The sequence below is a fragment of the Vibrio sp. K4 genome (assembly GCF_051122595.1).
In the GTDB taxonomy this organism is placed as follows: domain Bacteria; phylum Pseudomonadota; class Gammaproteobacteria; order Enterobacterales; family Vibrionaceae; genus Vibrio; species Vibrio owensii.
On record NZ_CP178578.1, the window covers coordinates 864,056 to 887,574 of the forward strand.

The following is a 23,519-nucleotide window of genomic DNA, read 5'->3' on the forward strand; positions in this document are numbered from 1 at the left end:
GTGTGCTTTCCGTTCAGTTGGCTAGGTAGGTGTTAAGTCGTATTACTTCGCTTGCTGCATCTCAACCAAGCCGCCCGCGTTATGAAGGTTGGTAAACCCTTGTGATTGTAGGTATTGATACGCTTGTCCTGAGCGATTGCCGCTGCGGCAGTAAAGCACAATCTGCGTGTCTTTATCGACATTAGCAAAGTGTTTATCCAACTCTGAAAGCGGAAAGTTAACCGCATTGTCCAAGTGACCATCCGCGAACTCTTGTGGTGTGCGTACATCGACAATCATTGCGCCTTGCTCAATCCATTGCCAACCTTGCTCTGCACGTTCAGAAGCCAATACCGATGGTGCGGTGAAAGCTAAGCTCAAACAAGTGAATACAATCAGAAGTAGTTTTTTCATTGAGTTCCTTTCCTCAAGGTCAATTGTCCTTAATCGTTCTGATGAAGATTATACGTGCGATTATCAAACTTCGATGTGGCACCAGTCGAAATGTCGTAACCTAGCGTGTTATGACTTTAATCCTAACATTGCGCCAAACACCAATAAGCCAGCGCCACAAGCTTGATTCAACCTATGTTTCACGCGCAGTAATAAGCTCTGTAATCGCGGTGAGGTAAACAAGATGGCAACCATAGAAAACCAAATCCCGTGTAGCGCAATCATGTAGACACCGTAGCCTAAAGCTAGGTGCTGTGATGCTGCATTCGGATCGATGACTTGGCTAAAGATACTCAAGAAGAACAACATGGTTTTTGGGTTAAGCACATTGCACAAAAAGCCTTGGAAAAAGAACTGCCAAATGGAGATGCTTTGTTGTGTTTCCCCCTCTATCTTCTGTTGAGAATCAGTCCCAAAAATCCCTTTCAATCCGAGAAAGATCAGATAAGCCGCACCTAGATAGCGAATCAAGCTGAACAACCATTCGTTCTGTGAGATTAAGTAACTGATACCAAGCAATGAATAGGTAATGTGCACCGAAATCGCAAGACTAATGCCTACGGCACTCCAAATCCCCGCCCGTCTACCACTGTTGAGGCTGTTTCTAAGAACCAATACAAAATCAGCTCCAGGACTGATGACAATGAGTATGCCTAATAAGGCAAGGCTGAAAAGCTCCATGGTGTTTCCTATTTCTTCGTTGTTATGAATGGGGCAATTGTAGGCCGAGAGTTGGGAGACTATAATCGAAAGAAATTCTGCTAAGTGTGAGAAAAAGTCACAGATGAGGCATCTTAAATCCTTTCATGTTTTCCATGTCGCGGCAACGTCTGCGAGTTTTAGTGAAGCAGCAAACAAGCTCAATATTACGCATGGCGCAGTGAGTAAGCAGATCAAAGTGTTGGAGACCTATCTGGCTCAACCTTTGTTCTACAAACAGGGGCGCAATATGTTGCTCACTAGAGAGGGGGAGATGCTGAAAAGCTATACCGAGCAAGCATTCCAAGCGTTGGAAACTGGCGTGAACAAGCTGGTGCAGGAAAAGCATCAATACCTTGAAGTCTCTTGTGAGCCAACGTTAACCATGCGTTGGTTGATGCCAAGGCTTTCCGCGTTTAATGATGATTGTGACGCAGATGTTCGTCTTTCGACTGCGGGAGGACCTGTAACGCTTGGCTCGACGGGGCTTGCTATGGCGATTCGTCGAGATGACTTTGAGCCTTTGTATCACTACCCAAAAACCAAGTTAGTGGAAGAGTGGGTGGGTCCCGTGTTTTCACCCGACTACTGGCAGCAAGTAAAAAGTGATTTGAACTCTGTGAAGCTATTACACAGCCAAACCAGACCTGAAGCTTGGCAAGAATGGATGCAGCGCTCTGGTGATGCGTCGATGGATACCAAAGCAGAACAGTCTTTCGCACATTTCTATTTCTGCATTCAAGCTGCGGTGGATGGCTTAGGCGCGGCGATGGGCTCTTATCCTTTGGTGATGGACGACCTCGAACGTGGCAACCTCGTTGCACCATTTGGTTTTGTGTCGTCAGGGCATGACTATGTTTTATTGACTCAAGATAAGGCTCGCTCTGAACTGGAACAAAAATTTGTGGTTTGGCTGCAAACCCAAATGGCGGAGTGTGTGCCTTACGCCTAAGAAACAAAGAGAGACTCTAGTCAGGGCGCGTTGAGTTGCCTAGAGTGGTTGAGTACGTGCTACACAATGGAAACTTAGGAAATGGAAAACCTCAATATTGTTGAAATTAAATCTTTTGTTCCGGCGAAAGATTATGAGCTTTCAAAGCGTTTTTATCAGGCATTGGGTTTTGAGATGCCTTCGGATTTTGGTGACGTAGCGTACTTCTTCAAGGGCAGTTGCTCATTCTTACTGCAAGATTTTTATGAGCAAAAACACTGCAATAATTTCATGATGCATTTGTTGGTGGAAGATGTTGCCAGCTGGCATGAACATGTTTCGAATGTCGATCTGGAGTCATTCGGAGCCAAGGTGACAGAACTGGTTGATCAACCTTGGAAGATGCGAGAATTCTGTTTGCACGATCCTAGTGGCGTGCTGTGGCGAATTGGTCAGAATATCGATTAATTTCAACTATATAAAAACAACAAAGGGAGCGAGCGGCTCCCTTTGTTTTTGCTCTAGTGCAATAGCGCGTACATAGCGCCGCGATTAGCGGTCGGGTTCTCGGTGTAAATCCAATCCAAAAACTCAGTGGCGTTCTTTCCTACCTTAGGGCAATAAAGATCTTTGTTTGCCCCTTGCTGCATTAGCCATTTAAACGCCTCGAAATCATCATGAATGATGGCGGAGTGCAGAGGCGGACTGTTACTTTCGTTCAGCCAATTTACGTCAAACCCATGTGCGATTAAGGTGTTTGCCATACGAAAGCGACTATGACTGTCACCACTTAGAATCGACGAAATACCATATTGATACTCGACTAAGCTTAGTAAATCTTGCGAAACGCCAAACGTCTCAAAATAGAATAAGCAATCTTCGCTATCAAACACTGGAATATCATTTCCTAATGCGCACAACATCATTCGTTCTTCGGTGAGTGAATGCTTCAAAAACAGTGCGAATGAAGTTGTGATAAACGATAGGGTAAAGATTGTGGTTCTAATTGTTGTATTGATGTCCATATCTACCTGTATTTAAAAAAGAAAAAGCCGCAAGCGCACCTGACGCTTGTTGGCATTAGGTAAACTTGGAAACGGTTTAATTGTGGAAATAAGGTGTCATTACGCGGTTTACGCAGCCATGGTTTGGCGTTCTTCTTCTAGCAACCAGCCGTACCACCAACTCATGAACTCAAGGGTCACGATTGGGTAGGGGTTTTGGTCAAATGGGATGTTATTGATAAATGCCAGCTTGCCTTTGCCAACGACTTCGTCAACCAATTGAAGCCCGCCATCGTCATAGTCTTTCATGATAGTTCGTCCTTTTTATCATTCGGAAAACTATACATTACAGAGTTCTCTAACCTGCAATACGGCATTGTATCAAGAGCCAAAAATGAAAATGCTATTATCAATAAAAAATTATTTCTAATCAGATCTTTATGGTTGTTCACTTGTTAGTGAATGATGGTTTATGAAGTCAACTAAGTCAGTAACTTGGCTTGGTTTGATGAATCGAGATCCAATTTTGATTTCATGCTGGCACAGTGTGAAATTGTGCAAAAAGCGATAAATGCTTTGCCACTGTTGTATTCGAGCCAAGCTGAGGTGAGACGCGTAGCTAGGTTGTAGCCATTCGGTATAGTGTTGCCAGAAGCGCGAATTCCAATCTGGATGTGTGGGGAAAAGGGAGTGAATAGCGGAATCATCGAGCTCGCCTTTTTTGGTCAATAAACCCAAGCCGATTTGCCACTTGCCCAGTGCATTTTCAATATTCACTCGTCGCCACGTTTCATCCCACCAACTCATGTTTTGTTTACCGCTGTTGTTAATGTCGAACGCGTTGCGCGAGGCGACATGGCAGTAGTACAGATGTGTGCTGCCACTGATTACAGTTGGTGTAAATGCGGTAATCGCAGCGCCGCGAATAAAGCTTTCATGCTCGAGCAATAAGGCTTTTGGCAGCTGAGATTTTAGATACTTTGTTAAGTTCTGCATGTGAGCGTGAGCGGCAAATACAGGACGAGTTAAGAACACTTCCTTGGATTGGGCATGTTGGGCATCGCAGTAACCGAGTTGATCAAACTGGCTGCGATTTAAGATCTTGTCGTACGTCTTCTGCGCTTGAAGCAGTGCGTCTTCTTCTGTGGGAGCGAGCTCTTTCTTGGTGAGTCGATAACGGCTCTGCTCTCGCACCTCTTCAGGTAACGAATCTTTCTCCATCAGTGCGTTATCACTGATCAACAGTACATATCCCGTCTTGGCATCGGCCGTCGATAATGTCCAAATATGCGCGCTACTTTGAGAGCGGCTATCGTGTCTAAATCCAGAGCGCGCGACTTGAAGAAACGAACGAGTTTGTAGCACTGAGAAATCAAGCTGCGTTTCAAACAAACGGCTGAAGGAATTGAGTAGCTCAGCCAATTGTTCCATTCGCAGAGAAAACGCGCGGTGATTGAGCCCTAAAGCTTGTTGTAGCTCTTGGGGAGGAACGCCAGAAATCAAAGCATCCAACATTGGTTGCAGATTTGATGATGCTTTACTTGAGTTGATCAGCGTTGCGGTCTTTTTGCATTGCCGACATTGCACACGTTCGGTGCCAGAGGTCGTGCGTCCGAAACGTTGCCAAGACGCTTTTGAACAATGGCATTGAGGCAATAAATCGAGTTTGAAGGTGTGTTGTTCCAGTTGATTGGCTAACGCGAGAATGGGCTCGTTCACCAAAACAGGAGGATAAGCACCACACTCAGAACAATGCCACGCATCGTAACCGAGTCGGTTTGAGCGCGAATACAAGCTCAAGTCGGGTACGCCGCAATTAGCGCAACCAAACGACTTACAGCCATTGTATTCTTGACGAAATGTCATGGTGCTTATTCTCCGAGCTAAGTCCGTTATGGATTTAGTTTTGGCTTACGTCTACTTGACGACCGAGTTCTGGTACGGTCACTTGCTTCTTCGCTTTGAACTGGTCAATCAACACTTGTGTTACTGAATCGCCTTCTGATTCAAACGTGCCTTTCTCAAACACATGATAGCCGTCACCGCCACTTGCTGCGTAAGAGTAAGTCGCGACTTTGTATGAGTCAGCATCGTCCACTGGTTTGCCGTTTACATTTAGGCTCACCAAGCGTTGACCCTCTGGTTTTTCGTTGTCATAACGCGCTTCGATACCAGAGAATTGCGCTAGGCCGTAAGGCAAGGTGTAGCTGTATTCCAACAGTTCTTTTAGCTGTTCACCGCTTAATGTCACGACCGAGAGTTTATCCGTGAATGGGAAAAGATCCATCACGTTTTCCATCGTCACTGGGCCTTTGTTTAAGTCGACCCGAATGCTGCCAGAGCTGATCATGCCAACATCAGCATTGGCAGCTTCGCGCATCATATCGGCCACCAAGTTACCGACGTTTGATTCGCGATAGTAACGGCGGTAAGCAGTATCGTTGATGGTCGCCAGTTGCTCGCTTAGCTCAGGGAACTGGCTGCGTGCATTAGCGATAAGGTCGCTGGTTTTTTTGTCTCGTTCCAGCTTGTCGGATTCCACAGGGATGAGTTTGCCATCGAGCAGTTTTACGTCGTGCTTTTCTGTATCCACCGCGAACTTGGTGTAACCCAAGTATTTGCCCTGACCGAATGTAAGACCAATAACGGTGCCAGTTTTCGGGTGCACAACTGGCTTCCACAAGCCATGGTCTGAGTGACCACCAAAGATCACATCCACGCCTTTTAGCTTGCCAGCCATGTCGTAGTCTTCATCAAAACCGCGTTGCACTTCTGGGTCTGCTTCTTTGTCGGTTTGCATTGGCGCCGTTTTATTTTGGTGAGTCAGTACGACAATCATGTCCACTTCATCACGAATCTTATCAACCCAGTATTGAGTGACTTCGACAGGGTCATCAATGGTTAAACCTTTGCGGTTGCCTTTCCACATGGTGTTGTAGAACGCATCCACGCCCATAACACCTATCACGCCTACACGAACGCCATCGCGCTCAATAATGGTGTAGGGCGAAGCAAATGGGGCATTGTTTTGCTCGAATTTAATGTTGGCATTCAGCACTGGGTAAGCCGCTCTCGGCATGGTCTCTTTCAGTGTTTGCCAACCGTATTCAAACTCATGGTTGCCGAGCGTAATCGCGTCGTAGCCCATTGCGCTATACAAATCAAAAGAGAGTTTGCCTTGAGTCTTCTTAGCAAGTGAGCCAGTGAAAATATCACCCGCATCAAACAAGAAACTGGTCTCTTCCTGCGCTCGGGTTTGTTTGATCAAGGTGGCTAGGTATGGAATACCACCAATGTGTGAGATGTCTGGATTCCAAAAGGCATCTACAGGTTCGTAAACGCTCTCGATGTCATTGGTGTGCAGCAGCGTGACATTGCGAATTTCCGCAAATGAAGAAAATGAAGCACCGATAGAAATTGCAGCCAAGGCGCAAAGTAACGGCTTTTTAGAAAATGTGTTCATAGCTGATCCGGTTAAGTCGAATGAATGTTGGGTTTCGCGAAACGGGGCAACTTTAAAAAAGCAAACGTTTAGTTCGCTTGAATTGGATCACATAAATTTACTGAGCTTATGATTAATTGTCGCGGAGTGATCATTTGTGTTGGTGAAGATTAAAGGCTAAAAACAAAAGGCCAGCTCTCGCGAACTGACCTTTGAAGAGGGAAGAGTGATAGAGGCTTATTGAGGTGCTTTCATCGCTTCAGATTGCTCGCCCGTCATCACGAAGTGTAACTCACCACCCGGTTTGAACTCGGAATGGTCGAAGAAGAAACCGTTATCCAAAGCTTTGCCATTGATGGTGACAGACTTGATGTACATGTTGTCATCGGCGTTGTTCTCTGTGGTGATGGTGAACGTGCCACCTTTCACCGGAATCACTGCTTTGTCAAATAGCGGACGACCTACAGTGTAAATAGGCTCTGCTGCGTTCACTTGGTAGAAGCCTAATGCAGACATCACATACCAAGCGGACATCGCGCCTACGTCTTCGTTACCAATGACGCCTTCTGGCGCAGCGAAATACATGTCATCCAGAATGTGGTCGACGACTTGTTGCGTCTTCCATGGTTCTGCGGTCCAGTTGAATAGGTAAGGAATGTGGTGCGAAGGTTCGTTACCAAACGCAACTTGACCAATCAAACCAGACATATCCGGTGTTTCTGTGCCTTGGCTTTCTGCGGTGAAGGTTGCTTCTAGGTTCTTCTGGAACTCAGCATCGCCACCCATGATGGTCTTCAAGCCTGCGATGTCATGCGGTACAAACCAAGTCCACTGCCACGCGTTACCTTCGGTGTAGTTGCCTGTCTCGTGTTCTGTGCCGTATGGGTCGAATGGCGTCATGAAGGTTTCATCAATCATCAATGGGCGCATAAAGCCCGTCACGCCATGCTCTGCGTATTCCGTTGGGTTGTAATCGAAGTACTTCTTGTAGCCTTTTGAGCGTTCAAGGTATTGCTCTTCTGCTTGAGTATCACCGGCCGCTTTGGCGATTTGTGCGATGGCCCAATCGTAGAATGCGTTTTCCAGACCGTAAGAAACAGACTCAACCGTGTAGTCTTCAAATACTGGCTCACCATCAACACGTTGGATAGCTGGCGTGAAGCCGTTTTTCTCAATGTAGTCGATGTGCTTGGTTAAAGTGCGATCCAATACGCCTTGATCCCAATCGGCTTGCAGTGCCGGGTAGTTGTCGTAAGTCGAAGAGTCGATCGCTGCTTTCAGCGCCAGCTCTTTCTCTTGTTGAGTAAACTCTTCTGGGAATTTGGTCATTGCATCCGCAATCACTGCTACCGCTGGGTAGCCGACCATGGTGCCTGTCTCGTCACCTAAGTGTTCCCACTTCGGCAGCAAACCGCTTTCAGTGTACTTCTGAACTAGGTTCTTCGCGTACTGCACCGCGCGGGTTGGCTCTGTGATGGTTTTTAGTGGGTGTAATGCACGTTGGGTATCCCATAGAGAGTAAACCGAGAAGTTTGGTTGCTCTTCTGTTGCTTGACCGTAAGCGATGGAGTATTCCCCTTCGCCTTCACGAATTGAGCCTTTGCCCATGCCACGGAATCGACCATCCACGTCTTGATGCACCATCGGCGCAATCTTGGTGTGGTAAAGCGCGGTGTAGAAGATCTCTTTCTGATCTTCCGTGCCCCCTTCAATTGAGAAGTTGAGTGCTTTTGCCCATTTCTCACGTGCGTTGTTACGCGCAGTATCGAAAGAGATATTCGCTTCGGCATCGTAGTTGTTTTCTGCGCCTTGTGGGTCAACCGCAGATAACGCCACTTGCGCATTCAACTCTTGTGAGCCTTCATCTTCAAATTCGATGTAGGCAGTGACGTCCGCTTTGACACGCTTAACTGGATTACCTTGGTCATCGTAAATCAATTCAGAAACGTGCTCTGCCGTTAGGCCGTCAACAGGCTTACCATTGGCAAGGATGTAGACGTCTTTGATCTTCTTATCGAAAGTCGCATAGAAGAAGACTTTTTGGTTTTTCGCCCAACCAGAGAAGTGCGCTGCATCGCGCTCGCCCGTGATGGTATGACCGTCTTCGCTCACCGTCAGTTTGTTGCGCAGAGAGGTCGAACCCCAATCACTGTTAAGGATGGAGTTGAGGTCTATCTTCAGACGTTGTGGTTGACCTTGTGGGTAGGTGTAGCGGTGGAAGCCGACACGTTCAGAAGCTGTAAGCTCAGCTTTGATACCATTCTCAGCAATCTTCACAGAGTAGTAACCTGCTTCTGCTACTTCTGAGGTTTTGTCCATCTTGACCGAAATCGCTTCGCGGTAGTCGTCGCTGTCTTCGATGTATTTAGCTTTATCTTCGGTAAACGGCAGGAACAGAATGTCACCTAAACCGCCCATGCCCGTGCCAGAAAGGTGAGTGTGGGAGAAGCCAAATAGAGTCTTTTTATCGAAGTGGTAACCTGATGAAGAGTGCCAGCCGATCAGCTCGGTATCTGGAGAAAGTTGCACCATGCCTTCTGGCACAACAGGCCCCGGGAAGGTGTGTCCGTTAAAGCCGGTACCAATGAATGGGTCGACGTATTTTAGGTTGGAAGTATCGACGCTTGGTGAGGTGTTATCGTCGTCATCGTTGCAGCCAGCCAAACCAATAACACTTGCAATCACAGCGGTGGCGATAGCGGTTTTCGTAAAGTTCATAATCTTGATTCCTTAGGCAGGAAGTGCATCACTTCCTGCCACTGAGTTAATCTATCTGCTTATTCTTTAAACACGAATTACATAAAACGTTACTGAGCTTGAAGCGCTTCTTGCTTGTCACCCGTCATGACGAAGTGAAGCTCGCCGCCCGCTTTGATTTCACTGTGTTTGAAGGTGAAGTTGGCATCTAGTGGTTTGCCGTTGATGGTTACAGACTTCACGTACTTGTTGTGTGGGCTGTTGTTGTCTGCGATGACTGTGAACTCGCCGCCTTCCACTGGAATAGTGATTTCATCAAACATAGGGCGACCGATGGTGTAGACCGGATCTGCAGGCGTCACTTGGTAGAAGCCCATTGCCGACATCAAGTACCAAGAGCTCATCTGACCTACGTCTTCGTTACCAATCAAACCAGTTGGTTCGCTGGTGTACATCTCTGACATGATGCGGTCTAGGTACTCTTGCGCTTTCCATGGCTCATCCGTTAGCGCGTATAGGTAAGGAATGTGGTGCGATGGCTCGTTACCGTGCATGTACTGACCGATGTAACCCGTTAGGTCTGGTAGCTCTTCGCCTGTGTTTGAAGAACGCGCATTGAATAGCTCGTCCAAATCTTCACGGAACGCTTTCTCAGGTGTGGTGTCTTTGCCTTGCGCCAAGTCGGCTTGGTAGATTTCTTGTTTCAGACGGTTGAAATCGTGCATTGGTTGGAACTTCCATTGCCACGCGTTCCCTTCGGTGTAGGCAAACTCATCCACGTAGTAAGGGTCGAATGGCAGCAGCGGGCATTTCTCTTTCATCACGCCAGAGCCTTCTGGCCACTCAACCATTTCACACTCATCCAAACGCTCTTCATCAATTGGTTGGTTGAACTCCAAAGGCGGTTTGTTTGGTGATGAGCTTAGCGGGTGGTTTTTCGGACGTAAGAAGCCCGTCTCTGCATCCCAATGGTTGAGCCAGTTGTCGGCACGAGTCATAAACTCTTCTTGCAGTTTTACATCGCCAGCCATGCGCGCGATTTCTGCCATTGCCCAGTCGCCATAAGCAAACTCAAGCGTGTAAGAGGCACTGTTCCAGTAGCCGTGATGAACAAAGCCGTTTTCTTCGTACACCTTCACTTGCACAACGTTTGCTGCGCCGATGTTGTTGTCTTCCGTCCAATCTGGGAATTCAGACGCCTCGTGGTAACGCACCGTAAATTCAGCCGCTTCTTTGGCAAGTTGTGGGTCGATGTCTAAGCCTTTTGCCATCGCGTCAGCAATGATAGAGACCGCAGGGAAGCCGATCATAGTGCCCGTGTAGTGGCTGTGCAGCTCCCATTTCGGCAAGATGCCACCGTCTTCGTATTTACGAATCAGGTCGTTGGCAAACTCTTCGGCACGTTCTGGGTCGATGATGGTTTTCAGTGGATGCGCAGCGCGGAAGGTATCCCACATGGAGTACACAGAGTAGTTTGGTGTGTCGCCCGCGTCTTTTTGAATGCGAGTACGCATCGCAGGGTATTGACCGTCGACATCTTGGAAAATCATTGGCGCGATAGAAGCGTGGTAAAGCGCGGTGTAGAAGATCTCTTTCTGATCTTCCGTGCCGCCACATACCATCATGCGGCTAAGCTCTTGGTGCCATGCGTCGTTGGCTTGAGCACGTGCAGTATCAAATGACACGTCTTTCGCTTCTGCTTCTAGGTTTTTCTCCGCTCCTTCTGTGCCTGTTGGTGACAAGCCTACTTGGATTTCTAGCGGTGTTGATGATGGTGCGAATTCTAGGTAAGCGATGGTTTTCACTGCGTCGATGTTGTCGTTGTTTACATCGATTTCCGTTTCTGCGCCGTCAACTAAAGCGATGGCTTTGACAATAGGCTGGTTGAAGGTGGCGTAGAAGTAGACGTGTTGGTTGTTCGCCCAACCGTTCGAACTACGTAAACCGCGAATGGTGTAAGCGTCGATGAACTCCAAATCACCCTTCATGGTGCGGTTGTTGAAGTGACCTTTGTTGAGAGTGTGGTCTAAATCGAACTTGATGTGTGGCGTAGTGCCTTCTTTGAAGGTGTAGCGGTGGAAGCCAACACGTTGCGTGGTAGTTAGCTCAGCTTTGATCTCGCCTTTGTTCAGTTCAACCGCGTAGTAGCCCGCTTCTGCGGTTTCGTTGTCTTTATCGAAGGTGTTGAAAACGGCGTTTTCTTTCTTGGTGAAAGGCAGAACTAAGATGTCACCAAGGTCGGTAATGCCTGTGCCAGAAAGGTGAGTGTGGGAAAAACCATACACTGGGATTTCAGTCAGCTTGCCGTGGTCGAAGTAACCGGCGGCAGAGCCCCAACCTTCCATTTCGGTATCAGGAGAAAGTTGTACCAAACCATAAGGCACAACCGCCCCTGGGAAGGTGTGACCATCTGCGCCTGTACCAATCAATGGATTGACGTATTGGGTTAGCGTGGTGTCGAGGGATGGTGTTCCAGATTTGCTGTTGTCGTCATCGCTGTTACAACCAGCAAGACCAAACATGGCAGCGAGTATAGCGGTAGAGATAAGGGTTCTATTTAGTTTCATTTTTATGGTTCCACTGAAGTGAAGTTTTTAGGGGGCTCGATGCCCCCTTTCGTTATTTGGATAGGTGTCGGTTATTGCGCTTTCATCGCTTCAGATTTGTCTGAAGTCATGACGAAATGCAGCTCACCACCGTCTTTCAAATCGCTGTGCGCGAAGCTGAAGTTGTTACTCAATTGTTTGCCGTTGATGGTCACCGACTTCACGTAGATGCTCTCTTGGCTGTTGTTTTCTGAGGTGATGGTGAATTTACCGTCCGCGACTGGAATCACGGCTTTGTCGAACAGAGGGCGACCGATGGTGTAGCTTGCTTCGCCCGGTGTGACTTGGTAGAAGCCCAATGCAGACATCACATACCACGCCGACATCTGACCGACGTCTTCGTTACCAATCAGACCTTCATGCGTTGGGTGGTAGAACTCGTTCATCGCTTGATCGACAATTTCTTGTGTCTTCCAAGGCTCAGCCGTCCAGTTGTAGAGGTAAGGCACGTGGTGATCAGGCTCGTTACCCATCACGAACTGACCGATGTAGCCCGACATATCGTGTGATTGGCTCGTATCGGCGTTGGAGTCCGCATTAAACAGCGCATTCAAGTTGGCTAAGAATGCCGCTTTGCCTTGTTCGGTTACGTCTTCTGGAAGAGAGAAGTCAGTACGGTCGATGTGCTCGCCACCCATCACGTTGGCTAGACCGTTCAAGTTGTGTGGTGCAAACCATGTCCATTGCCATGTATTGCCTTCAGTAAAGTCTTCACCACGGTGCTCAGCACGGTAAGGCCAGAAAACGTCACTTTCGTTGAGTGCTTTGCGGTCTTTACAGGCGTTGTAGTCCATACCGTCTGGGATAGACAGCGCCATGTTCTCGTCCAAACATTCGGCTTTCAGGTTGTTTGCCCAAACCTTGCTGCCGCTGTTCATGTAAGCCGGACGCATAAAGCCCGTTGCACCCAATGCGTTGCCTTTGGTGTCTTGCAGTTTGCCGTATTGCTCTGGGTTGTAATCGAAGTAGTTCTTGAACGATTCTGAGCGCGCCATGTAGCGGTCGTACTGCTGGTCGTTGCCTGCAAGTTTAGCGATCTGGGCGATACACCAGTCGTAGTAAGCATTCTCAAGACCGTAAGACACCGACTCGTTCACGAGCTCGTCGTATTTATCGACTTTTAAGCCTTCCACGTAACCCGGTTTGTCGCCAGAATCCGGCGCCCATTTGGTATTGGCTGGAATAAAGCCGACGTCTTCTTGGTAGTCGTTATGACGAGTCATGACCGTGAAGCGTTTGTCACCGTTCCAAGCATCTTGGTAAGGCACCCAGCTCTCTGTTTTATCAAGGTTGAAGTTGACTGTTTCGTCAGCCGCTTTCAGTGCCAAATCAAACTCAGCAGCGCTAAAGGCTTCCGGGTGTTTGACCATGATATCGGCGATAACCGAAACCGCAGGATGACCGACCATTTCACCGGTGTAATCCGAGTGCAGTTCCCATTTTGGTAGTACGCCGCCCGTTTGGTATTTGTTCAATAGATCGCGTGCGTGTTCAATTGCGCGGTCTTTATCGATGATGGTTTTCAGTGGGTGTGCGGCGCGGAAGGTATCCCACATTGAGTATACCGAGTAGTTCACTAAGCCATCTTCTGCTTGGTGCACTTTGCCATCCATGCCACGGTATTTGCCATCCACGTCTTGGTATAGGAATGGAGCAACAAACGTACGGTAGAGCGAGGTGTAGAACATGGTTTTGTCGGCTTTGTTGCCACCTTCCAGTTCAAACTCGCCAAGGATGTTTTCCCAAGCCACGCGGTTTTGTTGTACGACGTTGTCGAAGTCCCAGCCGTTAGTGTCTGCTTCTAGGTTTTTCAGTGCGCCGTCAACGCCAGTGCCAGAAATCGCTACTTTGACCACCAATGGCTCATCGCTCTTGCCAAAGTTCAAATGCGTTAGGACATCGTTTGCGCGTTTTGCCAAACGTTCTGGATCAGGTTCTGGTTCGCCCGGCATTGGTTTGTGCTCTGCGTAGCCGCGGTAATCTTCTAAGCCGACTTCGGTAGCGTCAGTTGGAGTCAGTTTGCTCTCAGAAGCCAGCTTGGTGTACAGGTTCTCTTCAATGATTGGATCAGAGAATTCTGCCGCGAAGAATACGGTTTGCCATTGACCCCATTCGTTTGAGGTACGCGCGCCTACGACGGTAGTGTCGTTAACGCGTTTGTAGTAGATGCTGCGAGAGTGGTTGCCGTATTGCTCCAACAGTTCGTGTTGCAGGTCGATACGCACTTTGCGATCTTCACCCGGCTTAAAGGTGTAACGTTGGAATGCCACGCGGTCGGTCGCCGACAGCTCAGCTTTTACGCCGGTTTCTACAAGATCAACCGAGTAGTAACCAACCTCTGCCACTTCCGAGCTTTTATCCATGGTTACGGCATCGGTATTGAAGCCTGTGTATGGCAAGAAAGCGAAGTCGTTTAGGTCGCCTTTACCTGCGCCAGAAATGTGAGTCATTGAGAAGCCAGAAAGCAGGCTGTGCACAGGATCGTATTCGACAGGTGAGCCTTTGCCATTCCAACCGTTTGGATCGAAGTTATCTGGTGACGGTTGAATCATACCTTCTGGCATAACTGGAGAAGGGTTAACGTTGCCAAGACCTTTAGTGCCGATCAAGGTATCAACGAATTCCAAAGTAGGGGTAGAGATAACTGGAGTTTCTGGATCAGAGTCGCTGCCACAACCAGCAAGACCAAACATGGCGGTTAACACTGCAGTAGAGAGTAGGGTTCTTTTTAGTTTCATTGTTTTTATTCCACGAGAAAAGGGGACACGAGGTCCCCTCAAAATCATTATTCGCCAAGGTTGGCTTGCATTGCTTCAGACTTGTCAGCTGTCATCACGAAGTGCAGTTCGCCGCCTGCTTTGAATTCGCTGTGCTGGAAGGTGTTGTACACATCCAGAGGCTTACCGTTGATGGTTACTTCTTTGATGTACATGTTGTCTGGACCGTTGTTCTCAGCCGTTACCGTGAAGGTGCCAGAGCCAATGTCTACCGTCGCTTTGTCGAAGATTGGACGACCGATGCTGTAGGTTGGATCGGTTGGCGAGATTTGGTAGAAGCCCAGTGCTGACATCAAGTACCACGCCGACATTTGACCTACGTCCTCGTTACCGATGATGCCGTCTGGCGTCGGTTTGTAGAACTGGTCGTAAACTTGGTCTAGGTATTCCTGCGCCTTGTAAGATTCTTCAGTACGGTTGTACAAGTAGATGACGTGGTGCGAAGGCTCATTACCGTGAATGTACTGACCGATGTAGCCTGTCATGTCTTGGTGCGCTTCGCCGCCATTTGGATCGGCGGTAAATAGGTTGTTCAGCTTGTCGTTCAGACCTTGCGTGCCGCCCATGATTTCAGTCAGCTTGTCCAAGTCTTGCATGAACGCCCATTGCCATTGCCACGCGTTACCTTCTGTGTAGTAGAACGCGTCAGACTTGTAAGGGTCGAAGTCAGTTGAAGCGTATTTCAGTGCACATGGGTCGCCTTCTTTTAGTTCTGTCGGTACAAAGAAGCCCGTGCCGTCTGCGTTACCTGCTTCTGCATCCCAGTGTTTCAAAGAGTTGTAAGAACGAGCTTTGAACTCTTCATACGCGTCCATATCGCCAGCAGCTTTCGCCATTTCTGCGATCGTCCAATCGTAGAATGAGAATTCCAACGAGTACGATACTGAGTTCCAGTTCGGGTAACGAACACACTGTTCTTTCTCGTGGTAGTTCAACTGACCTGCCATGAGTGAGCTTAGGATGTCATCATGAATCTGTGGGTACTCATGCGGTGTGTAACGCGCTGATTTCACCGACGCCGTGTAAGCCTGCTCTGCATCAATCAAGCCTTTGGTTACCGCATCGCCCAGAATCGCTGCCGATGGGTAGCCGATCATGGTGCCGGTTTCTGAACCGTGACCTTCCCATTTCGGCAATAAACCAAACTCGTCGTTGGATTTACGAATCAAGTCTTTCACGTATAGCGTTGCTTGGTCTGGGTCGATGATGGTCCACATTGGGTGAACCGCGCGGAACGTATCCCACGTTGAGTAAATCGAGTAGTTTGGTGTGTCGCCATCTTTCAGTGTGCGCACCGTGCCAAGCATATCCACGTATTGACCATCCACATCGTAGAACTCGATTGGCGCGATCATCATGTGGTACATGCCGGTGTAGAAGTTGGTTTTCTCTGCGTCAGTGCCGCCTTCTACTTTGATTTTTGCTAGCTTCTCAGCCCACGCGTATTCCGCGTCTTCTTTTACTTGTGCTAGGTCGAAACTTGGTGCTTCCGCTTCTAAGTTTTTCTGTGCGCCTTGCCAGTTAACTGGGGAGATACCGACGCGGATTTCAATTGGTTCTTCGCCAGTGCCGAAGTTTAGGTAAGCCGTCAGATCATCGCCTGAGTAAACCGCACCACTACGCATTTCGCGCGTTGGTTCTAGATCTTGTTCGCCCAACAGTGCTTTGGCGATTGGTTGGTTGAATTTCGCGTAGAAGAAGATGTCTTGACCTTGGTGATCTTGCCCTTGGAACCAGCCTGTTGAGGTTTTACGACCGCGAATGGTGTATTCATCCACCACTTCTACTTTGTTCTTCAAAGACTTGCCGTTGTTGTTCATTAGGGTATGACCTAAATCGAACTTCACGTTACGGTCAGCGCCATCAGCAAAGGTGTATTTGTGCAAACCAACGCGTTTGGTTGCGCTCAGTTCTACTTCGATTTGACCTTGGTTTAGCTTGGTTTTGTAGTAGCCTGCGCTTGCTTCTTCATTGGCTTTGTCGAAAGAGTTCAGTTGTGTGTTCGCCATGTCTGCGTATGGCAGAACCAAGATGTCGCCTAAGTCCGTTGCGCCTGTACCTGAAAGGTGAGTATGTGAGAAGCCGTACAGAGGAACGTCAGTGTTAACCACTTCGCCAGTTTCGTAGTTGGATGAATCCCAGTAGCCAGATGCCGAGTGCCAAGGGTTAAGTCCTGATTCATGGTCTGTGTTAGAACCGATGAAAGTATCTGGAGACAGCTGAACCATACCTGCCGGTACCGTCGCGCCCGGGAACGTATGACCTGAAGCTGCTGTGCCGATCATTGGATCGACGTATTTCAACACCACAAGATCAACAATTGGATCGCCAGGCAGTGAAGAGGAAGAATCGTTGTCGCTGTTACAGCCAGCCAAGCCACCCGTCAGACCAACCAGGATAGCCAAAGAGATAAGATTACGTTTAAACATGTGCATACCGTTTTGTCGTTATTCGTATATAAAAAGTGTTTATAAGAGACTGCTTATGAAGGACTGCTTATAAAATTTGCTTGTAGGGGTAGCCGGGAGATGCGCTCCCCCGGCTGAGTTGTCACTATTGGGATTAACGAGAACCTGCTGGCATCTCGTCTTCATGTAAGAACTCACCGATGCCTTGTGCTGGTGGAAGATCCCGCTCTAGAGAGCCCCAACGTTGATTTGGTTTGTCGCCCATCACGAACTCCAACTCACCGCCGTACATGATTTCGTCATGAGTCAGGTAAGTGCGGTTGAAGTCTTTGCCGTTGTAGCGAGCCGATTGAATGAAGATGTTTTCGCGGCTAACGTTCTTCGCGGTCACCGTGAACTTCTGGTTGTTGCCTACGTCGATAGACGCGCTTTCGAACAGCGGAGTACCGATTTCGTAGATGCCAGAAGAAGCGTTCACTGGGTAGAAGCCAAGTGCACGGAACACGAACCACGCAGAGAGCGTACCGAAGTCGTCGTTACCACAAATGCCGTCAGCGGTGTTCTTGTAGCAAATGTTGGTGGCTGCGGCGATGGCTGCCTGACCTTTCCAAGGTTGACCTACGTAGTTGTACAAGTACGGAACGTGGATATCTGGTTCGTTACCTTGAACGTGCTGACCAACGTTACCTGTGTTGAACACTGGGAATTGGTTGTCGCCTGCGTTGCGGTCTGGGTAGGTTGACCAGTACTCATCCAAGCGCGCTGCGAACAAGTCACCGCGTTCTGCTTCAGGGTTTTGTGTCTTGTCGAAGCGTGTCATCAGGTCAATCAAGCCATGAATGTCGTGCTGAACACTGAACGAGTATTGCCACCCGTTAGACTCAGAGAATGCCCAGTTGAACATGTCTGGACGCCAGTCTTTACCGACCGCGCGACCAGTGATTGGGTCTACCCAACCTGCATCGATAAACTCGCCATCGTAGTCACGGGCTTTGAACCAACCTTGGTATTGCTTACCACCGAAGTCGAATTGCGCTTGCCAGTTTTTAGAACGGTTAGCGAACTCGGTGTAGCGTGGATCTTCTTCACCAAATACTTCTTTGATCGATTGCGCGATTGCCCAGTCGTTCATTGAGTATTCAAGCGAGTAAGATGCTGTCCAAGAGTCTTTAAATGGTGAGTGACCGCCGTAAGAATCTGGTGGAGTGTCGTGCAATTGCGCTGGCACGTAACCTTGTTCTTCGTACTCTTTGATCCATGCTACGCCTTGGCTCGTTGCGGCGCGCGCGTCAGTGATCATCGCTTCAACCAAGCGCTCTTTCACGTCTTTGCGCTCTGCTTCTGTAAAGCCAAGATCGATCATGCGTTTTTCTAGTGAGCCTTTCGACAACACATCGTGAATCACAGGCGTTGAGTGCATGCCCATCATCATGCCTGTTTCGTTGCCTTTGAATGTCCACTCAGGCAGGCGACCTTTGCGCACGTTGCCTTTGTCATCCACCCATTCTTCTTCAGCGTAAGACAGCATAGACAGCACCACGTCGGCTAAGCGGTCTGGCTCAAGAATCGAAGATAGCGGTTGAACTGCACGGTAGGTATCCCACAACGAGAAAGTGTCGTAGCGCGTGAAGTCTGCTTTGCCATCTTTGTTAGCATCGGCAGTGCGGATTGACTCTTTCAGCGTATCAATCTTATCGCCCCAAGGTGTGTTGCCATCTGGGTAAGCGTTACGACCTTGGTGAACTTGGCGGTAGCGACCATCTAAGTCAGAGTGAATGGTTTGACCTAGGTACGAGTGGTACATCGCGGTGTAGAATGTCTGTTTGTAATCCTCGTCGCCAGAGACTTGGATCTTGCCGAGTTCGTCTTCCCATTTCTTCGTTGCCGCTTCGCGTACTTGGTCGAAGTTCATGCCAGCAACTTCTGTCATGTTAAGAGAAGCACCTGATTTGCCATTCTCGCCAATCTCAACGTTTGATAGTGCCAATTTCGCTTCAACCGTTAAGCCGTCTTTGGATGTATCGAACTCAACGTAAGCGCGCGCGTATTGGTACTTGCCGCGTGTTTCGTTTCCGATTTCTGTAATGCCTTCTGGCACGTCCATGTAACGACCTTGCTCTTTATCGTAGTAAGCAAAGCGAACGTTTTTGATTGGTTGGTCGAATTCCATCACGAAGAATTCTTTTTGGCTTGGTGCCCAACCATCTGAGAAACGGTGACCTTCAAGACGGTTATTGTCTTTGTCCCATTTCAAGTAAGAATCTGAGGTGTAGTCCCAGTTAATTTTGAAGCCAGTGTTCACGATGATTTCTGACTTCTCATCACGAGGGAAGGTGTAGCGGTGTACACCAACGCGATCAGACGCCGTCAATTCTGCTTTGATGTCGTAATCCAATAGATCGACTTTGTAGTAGCCTGCCGTCGCTTGCTCGTCACGATGTTGGTAGCGAGACGCTTCTAGGTTTAGCGTTGCCGAACCTTCATCAATCATGTAATCCGAACGGGAGTTGATTGGCATGACGAGAATGTCGTTCAAGTCGCCAGCACCTGCTCCGGAAAGGTGGGTATGAGAGAAACCGGAAGTACGTGCGTCGTGGTAGTAGTAGCCTGAAATGTATTCCCAGCCGTTAGAACCGTTGTTTGGAGAAAGCTGCACCATGCCGTGTGGTGTGGTTGCACCAGGGTAGGTGTTGCCTAGGTTACCTGTGCCGATGAATGGGTTGACGTAGCGTGTTACGTCCATATCGGCGAAATCTACCGGAATGTGAACGCCCATGTCGATTTCAGGTGTTTCTGGGTTTGGCTTGTCATCACAGTCGCCATCGCCAACTGGAGGACATACTGGCTTGCCGCCGTCAGGAATATCCGGCAGTGCAGGGTTGGTGTCACCGCCTTCATAAATGTTGGTTGTGTCGTCGTTACAGCCAGTCAGACCGACTAGGCCACTGAGAACTGCGCAAGCGAGTAGGGAAGGTTTGAATTTCATTTTTAAAGCCTTGTAAATTATAGGGTTATATAATTAAAAAAATCAGGGGTATTACTAAAACTTAAAAACTTGAAATAGAGCCCTTTGGGGGAAAGGGCTCTTAGGGGGAGGAGCTTAAGGTTTAAGCTTTCACAAGAGTCGCTGCGTTACGCATCGCTTCTTTCGTTGAACACTCAACAACGTTTGCTTTTGTAAAGCGGTGAGCGTCTTTTACTTGGATATCGTGAGCTAGAATAACCAGCTTCGCGTTTGCTACATCTAGGTCAGTGATGCGGTTCTGGATACCGTTTTGACCTTGAGTTTCTACTTTGATTTTCAGACCAGCTGCTGCACCTGCTTTCTCTAGTGCTTTCGCTGCCATGAATGTGTGTGCTACGCCAGATGGGCAACATGTTACTGCTACGATGTCGTACTCGCCTTCGCCTGCAGCTGGAGCCGCTTGAGCTTGTGCAGGTGCTGCTTCAACGATTTCGTCTTCTGCTTCTTCTTCAGCAACTGGTTTCCAGAAGCCAACGATAACTGCTGTTGTTAGTGAGCCTAGTGCGATACCCACAACGTACATTGGGATGTTGCTTGATACAGGAGCTGTGATTAGACCGCCCCATGGTGCGTGTAGTAGTACGTCTGTTAGGAAGCCGAACACACAGCCAACGATACCACCAGCAACGATTGAAGGAAGAACGCGTACAGGGTCGTTTGCTGCGAATGGGATAGCACCTTCAGAGATACCGATAGAACCCATGATTGCTGCTGCTTTACCTGCTTCTTGTTCTTGCTTAGTGAACTTCTTCTTGAATAGGAATGTTGCTAGTGCCATACCTAGAGGAGGCGTACAGATTGCGATACCAACACCACCCATTAGCCATGGTTGAGTATCAACTTGAGTTTGAGCGAATAGCGTTGCTACTTTGTTGATTGGACCGCCCATATCGAATGCAGTCATACCACCAAGAATCGTACCTAGAACCACTTTAGAAGCGCCAGCCATAGAAGCTAGGAATTCGTTCATAGACGCCATGAAGATCTTGATTGGCTCACCGATACCCCATAGAACGATACCTGCAGAGATAAGCGTACCTAGTAGAGGGTAGATGAAGTAAGCGCCCAACGCAGTCATGTTAGCAGAAAGAGGGATCTTCTTAAGTTGGAATACCACACCACCTGCGATGAAGCCCGCTACGATACAACCAAGGAAGCCGCCGCCCATGTCAGCCATGATGCCAGAAGAGATCATCGCTGGTGCTAGAGCTGGTTTGTCTGCAATTGAGTAACCGATGAAGCCACCAAGAATAATTGGGAACAGCACCAGACCTTTAATACCGATATTAGAAATATCAGCCAATAAACCGTCCGCAGGAACCGCACCTTTACCTGATGCCATTACCGCTAGCGCCAGTAGTACACCACCCGCAACGATAAATGGAAGCATGTGAGAAGTACCGAATAAAAGGTGACCTTTCATGGTACTTAGGATTTTTTTGAAATCGCTATTATTACTAGCTTGAGCTGTGATTGTACTCATAATTTCACGCCTTATGAATTAATTAAAATATTTAGTATTTGGTTTTCGTCTTTTGCGTTATGAATATCTTCAATAAACTCTTCGCTAAATTTACCGAATAATTCTTGAAGAACATAAATATGGTGGTCGGCACCGTTATCTGGTGAGGCAATCATGAAGAATACAGTCGGCTTGACTCCCTCTTCGTCGCCATACTCGATGCCTTCGCGCTTTACGCCAACAGCGATTGCAGGCTCTGTAACCGCTTTGCTTTTTGCGTGTGGGTAAGCGATGCCGTCCATTGAAGTTACGCTTAATGCTTCACGCGCTTCGATGTCGGTTAAAAAAGCCTCTTTGCTGCTGATTCGATTATTTTCGAATAGCATTTGCGCTAGCTCTTCAAAGACTTCTTTTTTATTATTTGCTTGAAGGTTGCCTTTAATTAAATTGACGTTTGTTAGTTCTGTAATCATTTTTTGACTCATTGGTACTGAAGTAATGAGGCAAATTTAATTAATGTTACGGTTTTCTGAAATAGTAAAAAAAATCCAATAACTATATTTTTGTATCACTGAGAGCTAAGTGTGATAGAAGTCATTAATATCAATGAGCTAGAAGGGAATTAGTATTGTGACTTATATTCCATTTATTTTGAAATTAATAATGAAGCTTGAAAATAAACGAGAAGGGAATCAAATATGGTTCAATTTTGCTATAAAAAAGAGGCTTTGTGCTAAAGGCACTCTAATAACCCTTTTATTAACGTAATTTTCTGTCTCTTTGAGAAAAGAAATAAAGCGCTTAGGAGAGCTGATAGTGAGCTCAGCTAGTTCCTCCCCTTGATACACATTGGCGAATGTAAGCTCCGAATCTGAAGCCAAGGGGAGGTTAGGAGGGGTTGGTACGCTGGATTTGGCTAATCCATTAAGACGGATTCTTGTACTTGTGCAGCAAATCTAACGGGATATGGCAGTAGTCATTTGGAAAGCGCGTGAGTCTGTCTTGGTGCTCATCATCACTTGGTACATAGTTTGTAAGCGGCAGCACTTCTACGGCGATCTTTTCGGCATCTGGTCTTGCTGCGATAAACGCTTTAGCAATCGCTAGGTGTTGTTCGTTTTGGCTATAGACACCAGTACGGTACTTTTCACCTACGTCCTCACCTTGCTTGTTAACACTGTGCGGGTCGATGATCTCAAACAGATACCCCATTAAAGTTTCAACCGACACTTGTTCAGGGTCGAACTGGGTTTTCACGCATTCCGCGTAGCCATCGTATTCGGTTTGAGTGTTGTCCGTTGAGCCATTTGCTCGTCCTGCTTCGGTGCTAATTACGCCCGGAAGGTGGCGCATAAATTCTTGAACGCCCCAAAGGCAGCCGCCTGCGAAGTAAATTTCTTCCATCATTCTGTCCTGAAAATCTTTGCGCCATTATGGGCATCACTTTCACTCAAACACAACTCCAACCATAAAACAGGAACAACTCGGTGGTGATTTGCTCTCTTTTTTGTGCTGCTTTTCCTCGTTAGATTGAACGCAGTTAAGAGCTAGGGGGAATCCTAATGAAAATTGAACATATCGCGATTTGGACTGAATGTTTGGAAGAGCTTAAAGCCTTCTATGAGAAATACTTTAACGCGGTGTCTAACGACAAATACCACAACCCAACTAAACAGTTTTCATCTTACTTTCTTTCGTTTGAAAGTGGTGCACGACTGGAGTTAATGTCGATGGAAAGTGTGACCGCATGTGAAAAATCTCATGCGATGCAGGTAACAGGGTTGGCACACTTTGCCTTTTCTCTAGGATCAGAGCAGGCAGTGGATCAATTGACCAAAACCTTAGTGGATGATGGCTACCAATGGATCGACGGTCCGAGACAAACAGGTGATGGTTACTACGAAAGTTGCATCTTAGATCCGGATGGCAACCGTCTTGAGCTTACGGTGTAACGCGACTTAGCTTATTTCTATCGTTCACAGGCTGCTTTCATATGAAAGTGTTCGGGCGTATACTGCAAGCTCATCTATAAGGAG

The 23,519-nt window shown here is 47.8% G+C and carries 17 protein-coding genes; 3 read left to right on the top strand and 14 right to left on the bottom strand.

What is annotated here, in order from left to right; genetic code table 11:
• Nucleotides 1–42 precede the first annotated feature (42 nt).
• Complete coding sequence (locus ACLIIY_RS21410) at nucleotides 43–393, bottom strand: rhodanese-like domain-containing protein (protein ID WP_434529354.1); 351 nt, start codon at nucleotides 391–393, stop codon at nucleotides 43–45.
• 108 nt (nucleotides 394–501) lie between these two features.
• Complete coding sequence (locus tag ACLIIY_RS21415) at nucleotides 502–1,113, bottom strand: LysE family translocator (protein WP_434529355.1); 612 nt, start codon at nucleotides 1,111–1,113, stop codon at nucleotides 502–504.
• Nucleotides 1,114–1,216: 103 nt separating this feature from the next.
• Between ACLIIY_RS21415 and ACLIIY_RS21420 the strand changes: the two genes are divergently transcribed.
• Both ACLIIY_RS21420 and ACLIIY_RS21425 read left to right on the top strand, forming a co-directional pair.
• Nucleotides 1,217–2,083, top strand: a complete 867-nt coding sequence (locus tag ACLIIY_RS21420) for a LysR family transcriptional regulator (protein WP_434529356.1) — start codon at nucleotides 1,217–1,219, stop codon at nucleotides 2,081–2,083.
• 81 nt (nucleotides 2,084–2,164) lie between these two features.
• Nucleotides 2,165–2,530 carry a VOC family protein gene (locus tag ACLIIY_RS21425; RefSeq protein ID WP_434529357.1) on the top strand — a complete coding sequence of 122 codons (366 nt, stop codon included), beginning with the start codon at nucleotides 2,165–2,167 and terminating at the stop codon, nucleotides 2,528–2,530.
• A gap of 53 nt (nucleotides 2,531–2,583) precedes the next feature.
• Here ACLIIY_RS21425 and ACLIIY_RS21430 read toward each other — a convergent pair whose 3' ends face one another.
• The 12 genes from ACLIIY_RS21430 to ACLIIY_RS21485 form a co-directional block, all read right to left on the bottom strand.
• Entirely contained in the window at nucleotides 2,584–3,087 is a 504-nt protein-coding gene (locus ACLIIY_RS21430; protein ID WP_050567178.1) for an ankyrin repeat domain-containing protein, read from the bottom strand.
• 108 nt (nucleotides 3,088–3,195) lie between these two features.
• A complete protein-coding gene (locus tag ACLIIY_RS21435; protein ID WP_009706408.1) occupies nucleotides 3,196–3,375 on the bottom strand; it encodes a hypothetical protein in 180 nt (59 codons plus the stop codon).
• A 129-nt stretch (nucleotides 3,376–3,504) separates the two neighbouring features.
• Nucleotides 3,505–4,932, bottom strand: a complete 1,428-nt coding sequence (locus tag ACLIIY_RS21440) for a hypothetical protein (protein ID WP_434529358.1) — start codon at nucleotides 4,930–4,932, stop codon at nucleotides 3,505–3,507.
• Nucleotides 4,933–4,966: 34 nt separating this feature from the next.
• The gene (locus ACLIIY_RS21445; protein WP_434529359.1) at nucleotides 4,967–6,529 is read right to left on the bottom strand and encodes a bifunctional metallophosphatase/5'-nucleotidase; all 1,563 of its coding nucleotides are present in this window, start codon (nucleotides 6,527–6,529) and stop codon (nucleotides 4,967–4,969) included.
• 216 nt (nucleotides 6,530–6,745) lie between these two features.
• Nucleotides 6,746–9,226, bottom strand: a complete 2,481-nt coding sequence (locus ACLIIY_RS21450; protein WP_434529360.1) for a GH92 family glycosyl hydrolase — start codon at nucleotides 9,224–9,226, stop codon at nucleotides 6,746–6,748.
• Between the two features lie 89 nt (nucleotides 9,227–9,315).
• Nucleotides 9,316–11,772 carry a GH92 family glycosyl hydrolase gene (locus ACLIIY_RS21455; RefSeq protein ID WP_434529361.1) on the bottom strand — a complete coding sequence of 819 codons (2,457 nt, stop codon included), beginning with the start codon at nucleotides 11,770–11,772 and terminating at the stop codon, nucleotides 9,316–9,318.
• A gap of 71 nt (nucleotides 11,773–11,843) precedes the next feature.
• The gene (locus ACLIIY_RS21460) at nucleotides 11,844–14,549 is read right to left on the bottom strand and encodes a GH92 family glycosyl hydrolase (protein WP_434529362.1); all 2,706 of its coding nucleotides are present in this window, start codon (nucleotides 14,547–14,549) and stop codon (nucleotides 11,844–11,846) included.
• Between the two features lie 47 nt (nucleotides 14,550–14,596).
• Nucleotides 14,597–17,017: a GH92 family glycosyl hydrolase gene (locus ACLIIY_RS21465; RefSeq protein WP_434529363.1), complete on the bottom strand. Its 2,421-nt coding sequence runs from the start codon at nucleotides 17,015–17,017 to the stop codon at nucleotides 14,597–14,599.
• A gap of 133 nt (nucleotides 17,018–17,150) precedes the next feature.
• Entirely contained in the window at nucleotides 17,151–19,982 is a 2,832-nt protein-coding gene (locus tag ACLIIY_RS21470; protein WP_434529364.1) for a GH92 family glycosyl hydrolase, read from the bottom strand.
• Between the two features lie 121 nt (nucleotides 19,983–20,103).
• On the bottom strand, nucleotides 20,104–21,504 hold the full coding sequence (locus ACLIIY_RS21475) for a fructose-specific PTS transporter subunit EIIC (RefSeq protein ID WP_274879275.1): 1,401 nt from the start codon (nucleotides 21,502–21,504) through the stop codon (nucleotides 20,104–20,106).
• Between the two features lie 11 nt (nucleotides 21,505–21,515).
• Nucleotides 21,516–21,956, bottom strand: a complete 441-nt coding sequence (locus tag ACLIIY_RS21480) for a PTS sugar transporter subunit IIA (RefSeq protein ID WP_005436338.1) — start codon at nucleotides 21,954–21,956, stop codon at nucleotides 21,516–21,518.
• A 451-nt stretch (nucleotides 21,957–22,407) separates the two neighbouring features.
• Nucleotides 22,408–22,887 carry a peptide-methionine (S)-S-oxide reductase gene (locus ACLIIY_RS21485; RefSeq protein WP_434529512.1) on the bottom strand — a complete coding sequence of 160 codons (480 nt, stop codon included), beginning with the start codon at nucleotides 22,885–22,887 and terminating at the stop codon, nucleotides 22,408–22,410.
• A 158-nt stretch (nucleotides 22,888–23,045) separates the two neighbouring features.
• Here ACLIIY_RS21485 and ACLIIY_RS21490 point away from each other — a divergent pair, with 158 nt between their 5' ends.
• Complete coding sequence (locus ACLIIY_RS21490; protein WP_434529365.1) at nucleotides 23,046–23,435, top strand: VOC family protein; 390 nt, start codon at nucleotides 23,046–23,048, stop codon at nucleotides 23,433–23,435.
• The last annotated feature ends 84 nt before the right edge of the window (nucleotides 23,436–23,519 follow it).

Coding starts and splice junctions, on each gene's coding strand:
- ACLIIY_RS21430 (WP_050567178.1), bottom strand. CDS start 3,087: ATGGACATCAATACAACAATTAGAACCACAATCTTTACCCTATCGTTT.
- ACLIIY_RS21480 (WP_005436338.1), bottom strand. CDS start 21,956: ATGATTACAGAACTAACAAACGTCAATTTAATTAAAGGCAACCTTCAA.
- ACLIIY_RS21455 (WP_434529361.1), bottom strand. CDS start 11,772: ATGAAACTAAATAGAACCCTTATCTCTACCGCTATACTCGCTGCCATG.
- ACLIIY_RS21485 (WP_434529512.1), bottom strand. CDS start 22,887: ATGGAAGAAATTTACTTCGCAGGCGGCTGCCTTTGGGGCGTTCAAGAA.
- ACLIIY_RS21420 (WP_434529356.1), top strand. CDS start 1,217: ATGAGGCATCTTAAATCCTTTCATGTTTTCCATGTCGCGGCAACGTCT.
- ACLIIY_RS21460 (WP_434529362.1), bottom strand. CDS start 14,549: ATGAAACTAAAAAGAACCCTACTCTCTACTGCAGTGTTAACCGCCATG.
- ACLIIY_RS21410 (WP_434529354.1), bottom strand. CDS start 393: ATGAAAAAACTACTTCTGATTGTATTCACTTGTTTGAGCTTAGCTTTC.
- ACLIIY_RS21450 (WP_434529360.1), bottom strand. CDS start 9,226: ATGAACTTTACGAAAACCGCTATCGCCACCGCTGTGATTGCAAGTGTT.
- ACLIIY_RS21445 (WP_434529359.1), bottom strand. CDS start 6,529: ATGAACACATTTTCTAAAAAGCCGTTACTTTGCGCCTTGGCTGCAATT.
- ACLIIY_RS21475 (WP_274879275.1), bottom strand. CDS start 21,504: ATGAGTACAATCACAGCTCAAGCTAGTAATAATAGCGATTTCAAAAAA.
- ACLIIY_RS21435 (WP_009706408.1), bottom strand. CDS start 3,375: ATGAAAGACTATGACGATGGCGGGCTTCAATTGGTTGACGAAGTCGTT.
- ACLIIY_RS21465 (WP_434529363.1), bottom strand. CDS start 17,017: ATGTTTAAACGTAATCTTATCTCTTTGGCTATCCTGGTTGGTCTGACG.
- ACLIIY_RS21415 (WP_434529355.1), bottom strand. CDS start 1,113: ATGGAGCTTTTCAGCCTTGCCTTATTAGGCATACTCATTGTCATCAGT.
- ACLIIY_RS21490 (WP_434529365.1), top strand. CDS start 23,046: ATGAAAATTGAACATATCGCGATTTGGACTGAATGTTTGGAAGAGCTT.
- ACLIIY_RS21470 (WP_434529364.1), bottom strand. CDS start 19,982: ATGAAATTCAAACCTTCCCTACTCGCTTGCGCAGTTCTCAGTGGCCTA.
- ACLIIY_RS21440 (WP_434529358.1), bottom strand. CDS start 4,932: ATGACATTTCGTCAAGAATACAATGGCTGTAAGTCGTTTGGTTGCGCT.
- ACLIIY_RS21425 (WP_434529357.1), top strand. CDS start 2,165: ATGGAAAACCTCAATATTGTTGAAATTAAATCTTTTGTTCCGGCGAAA.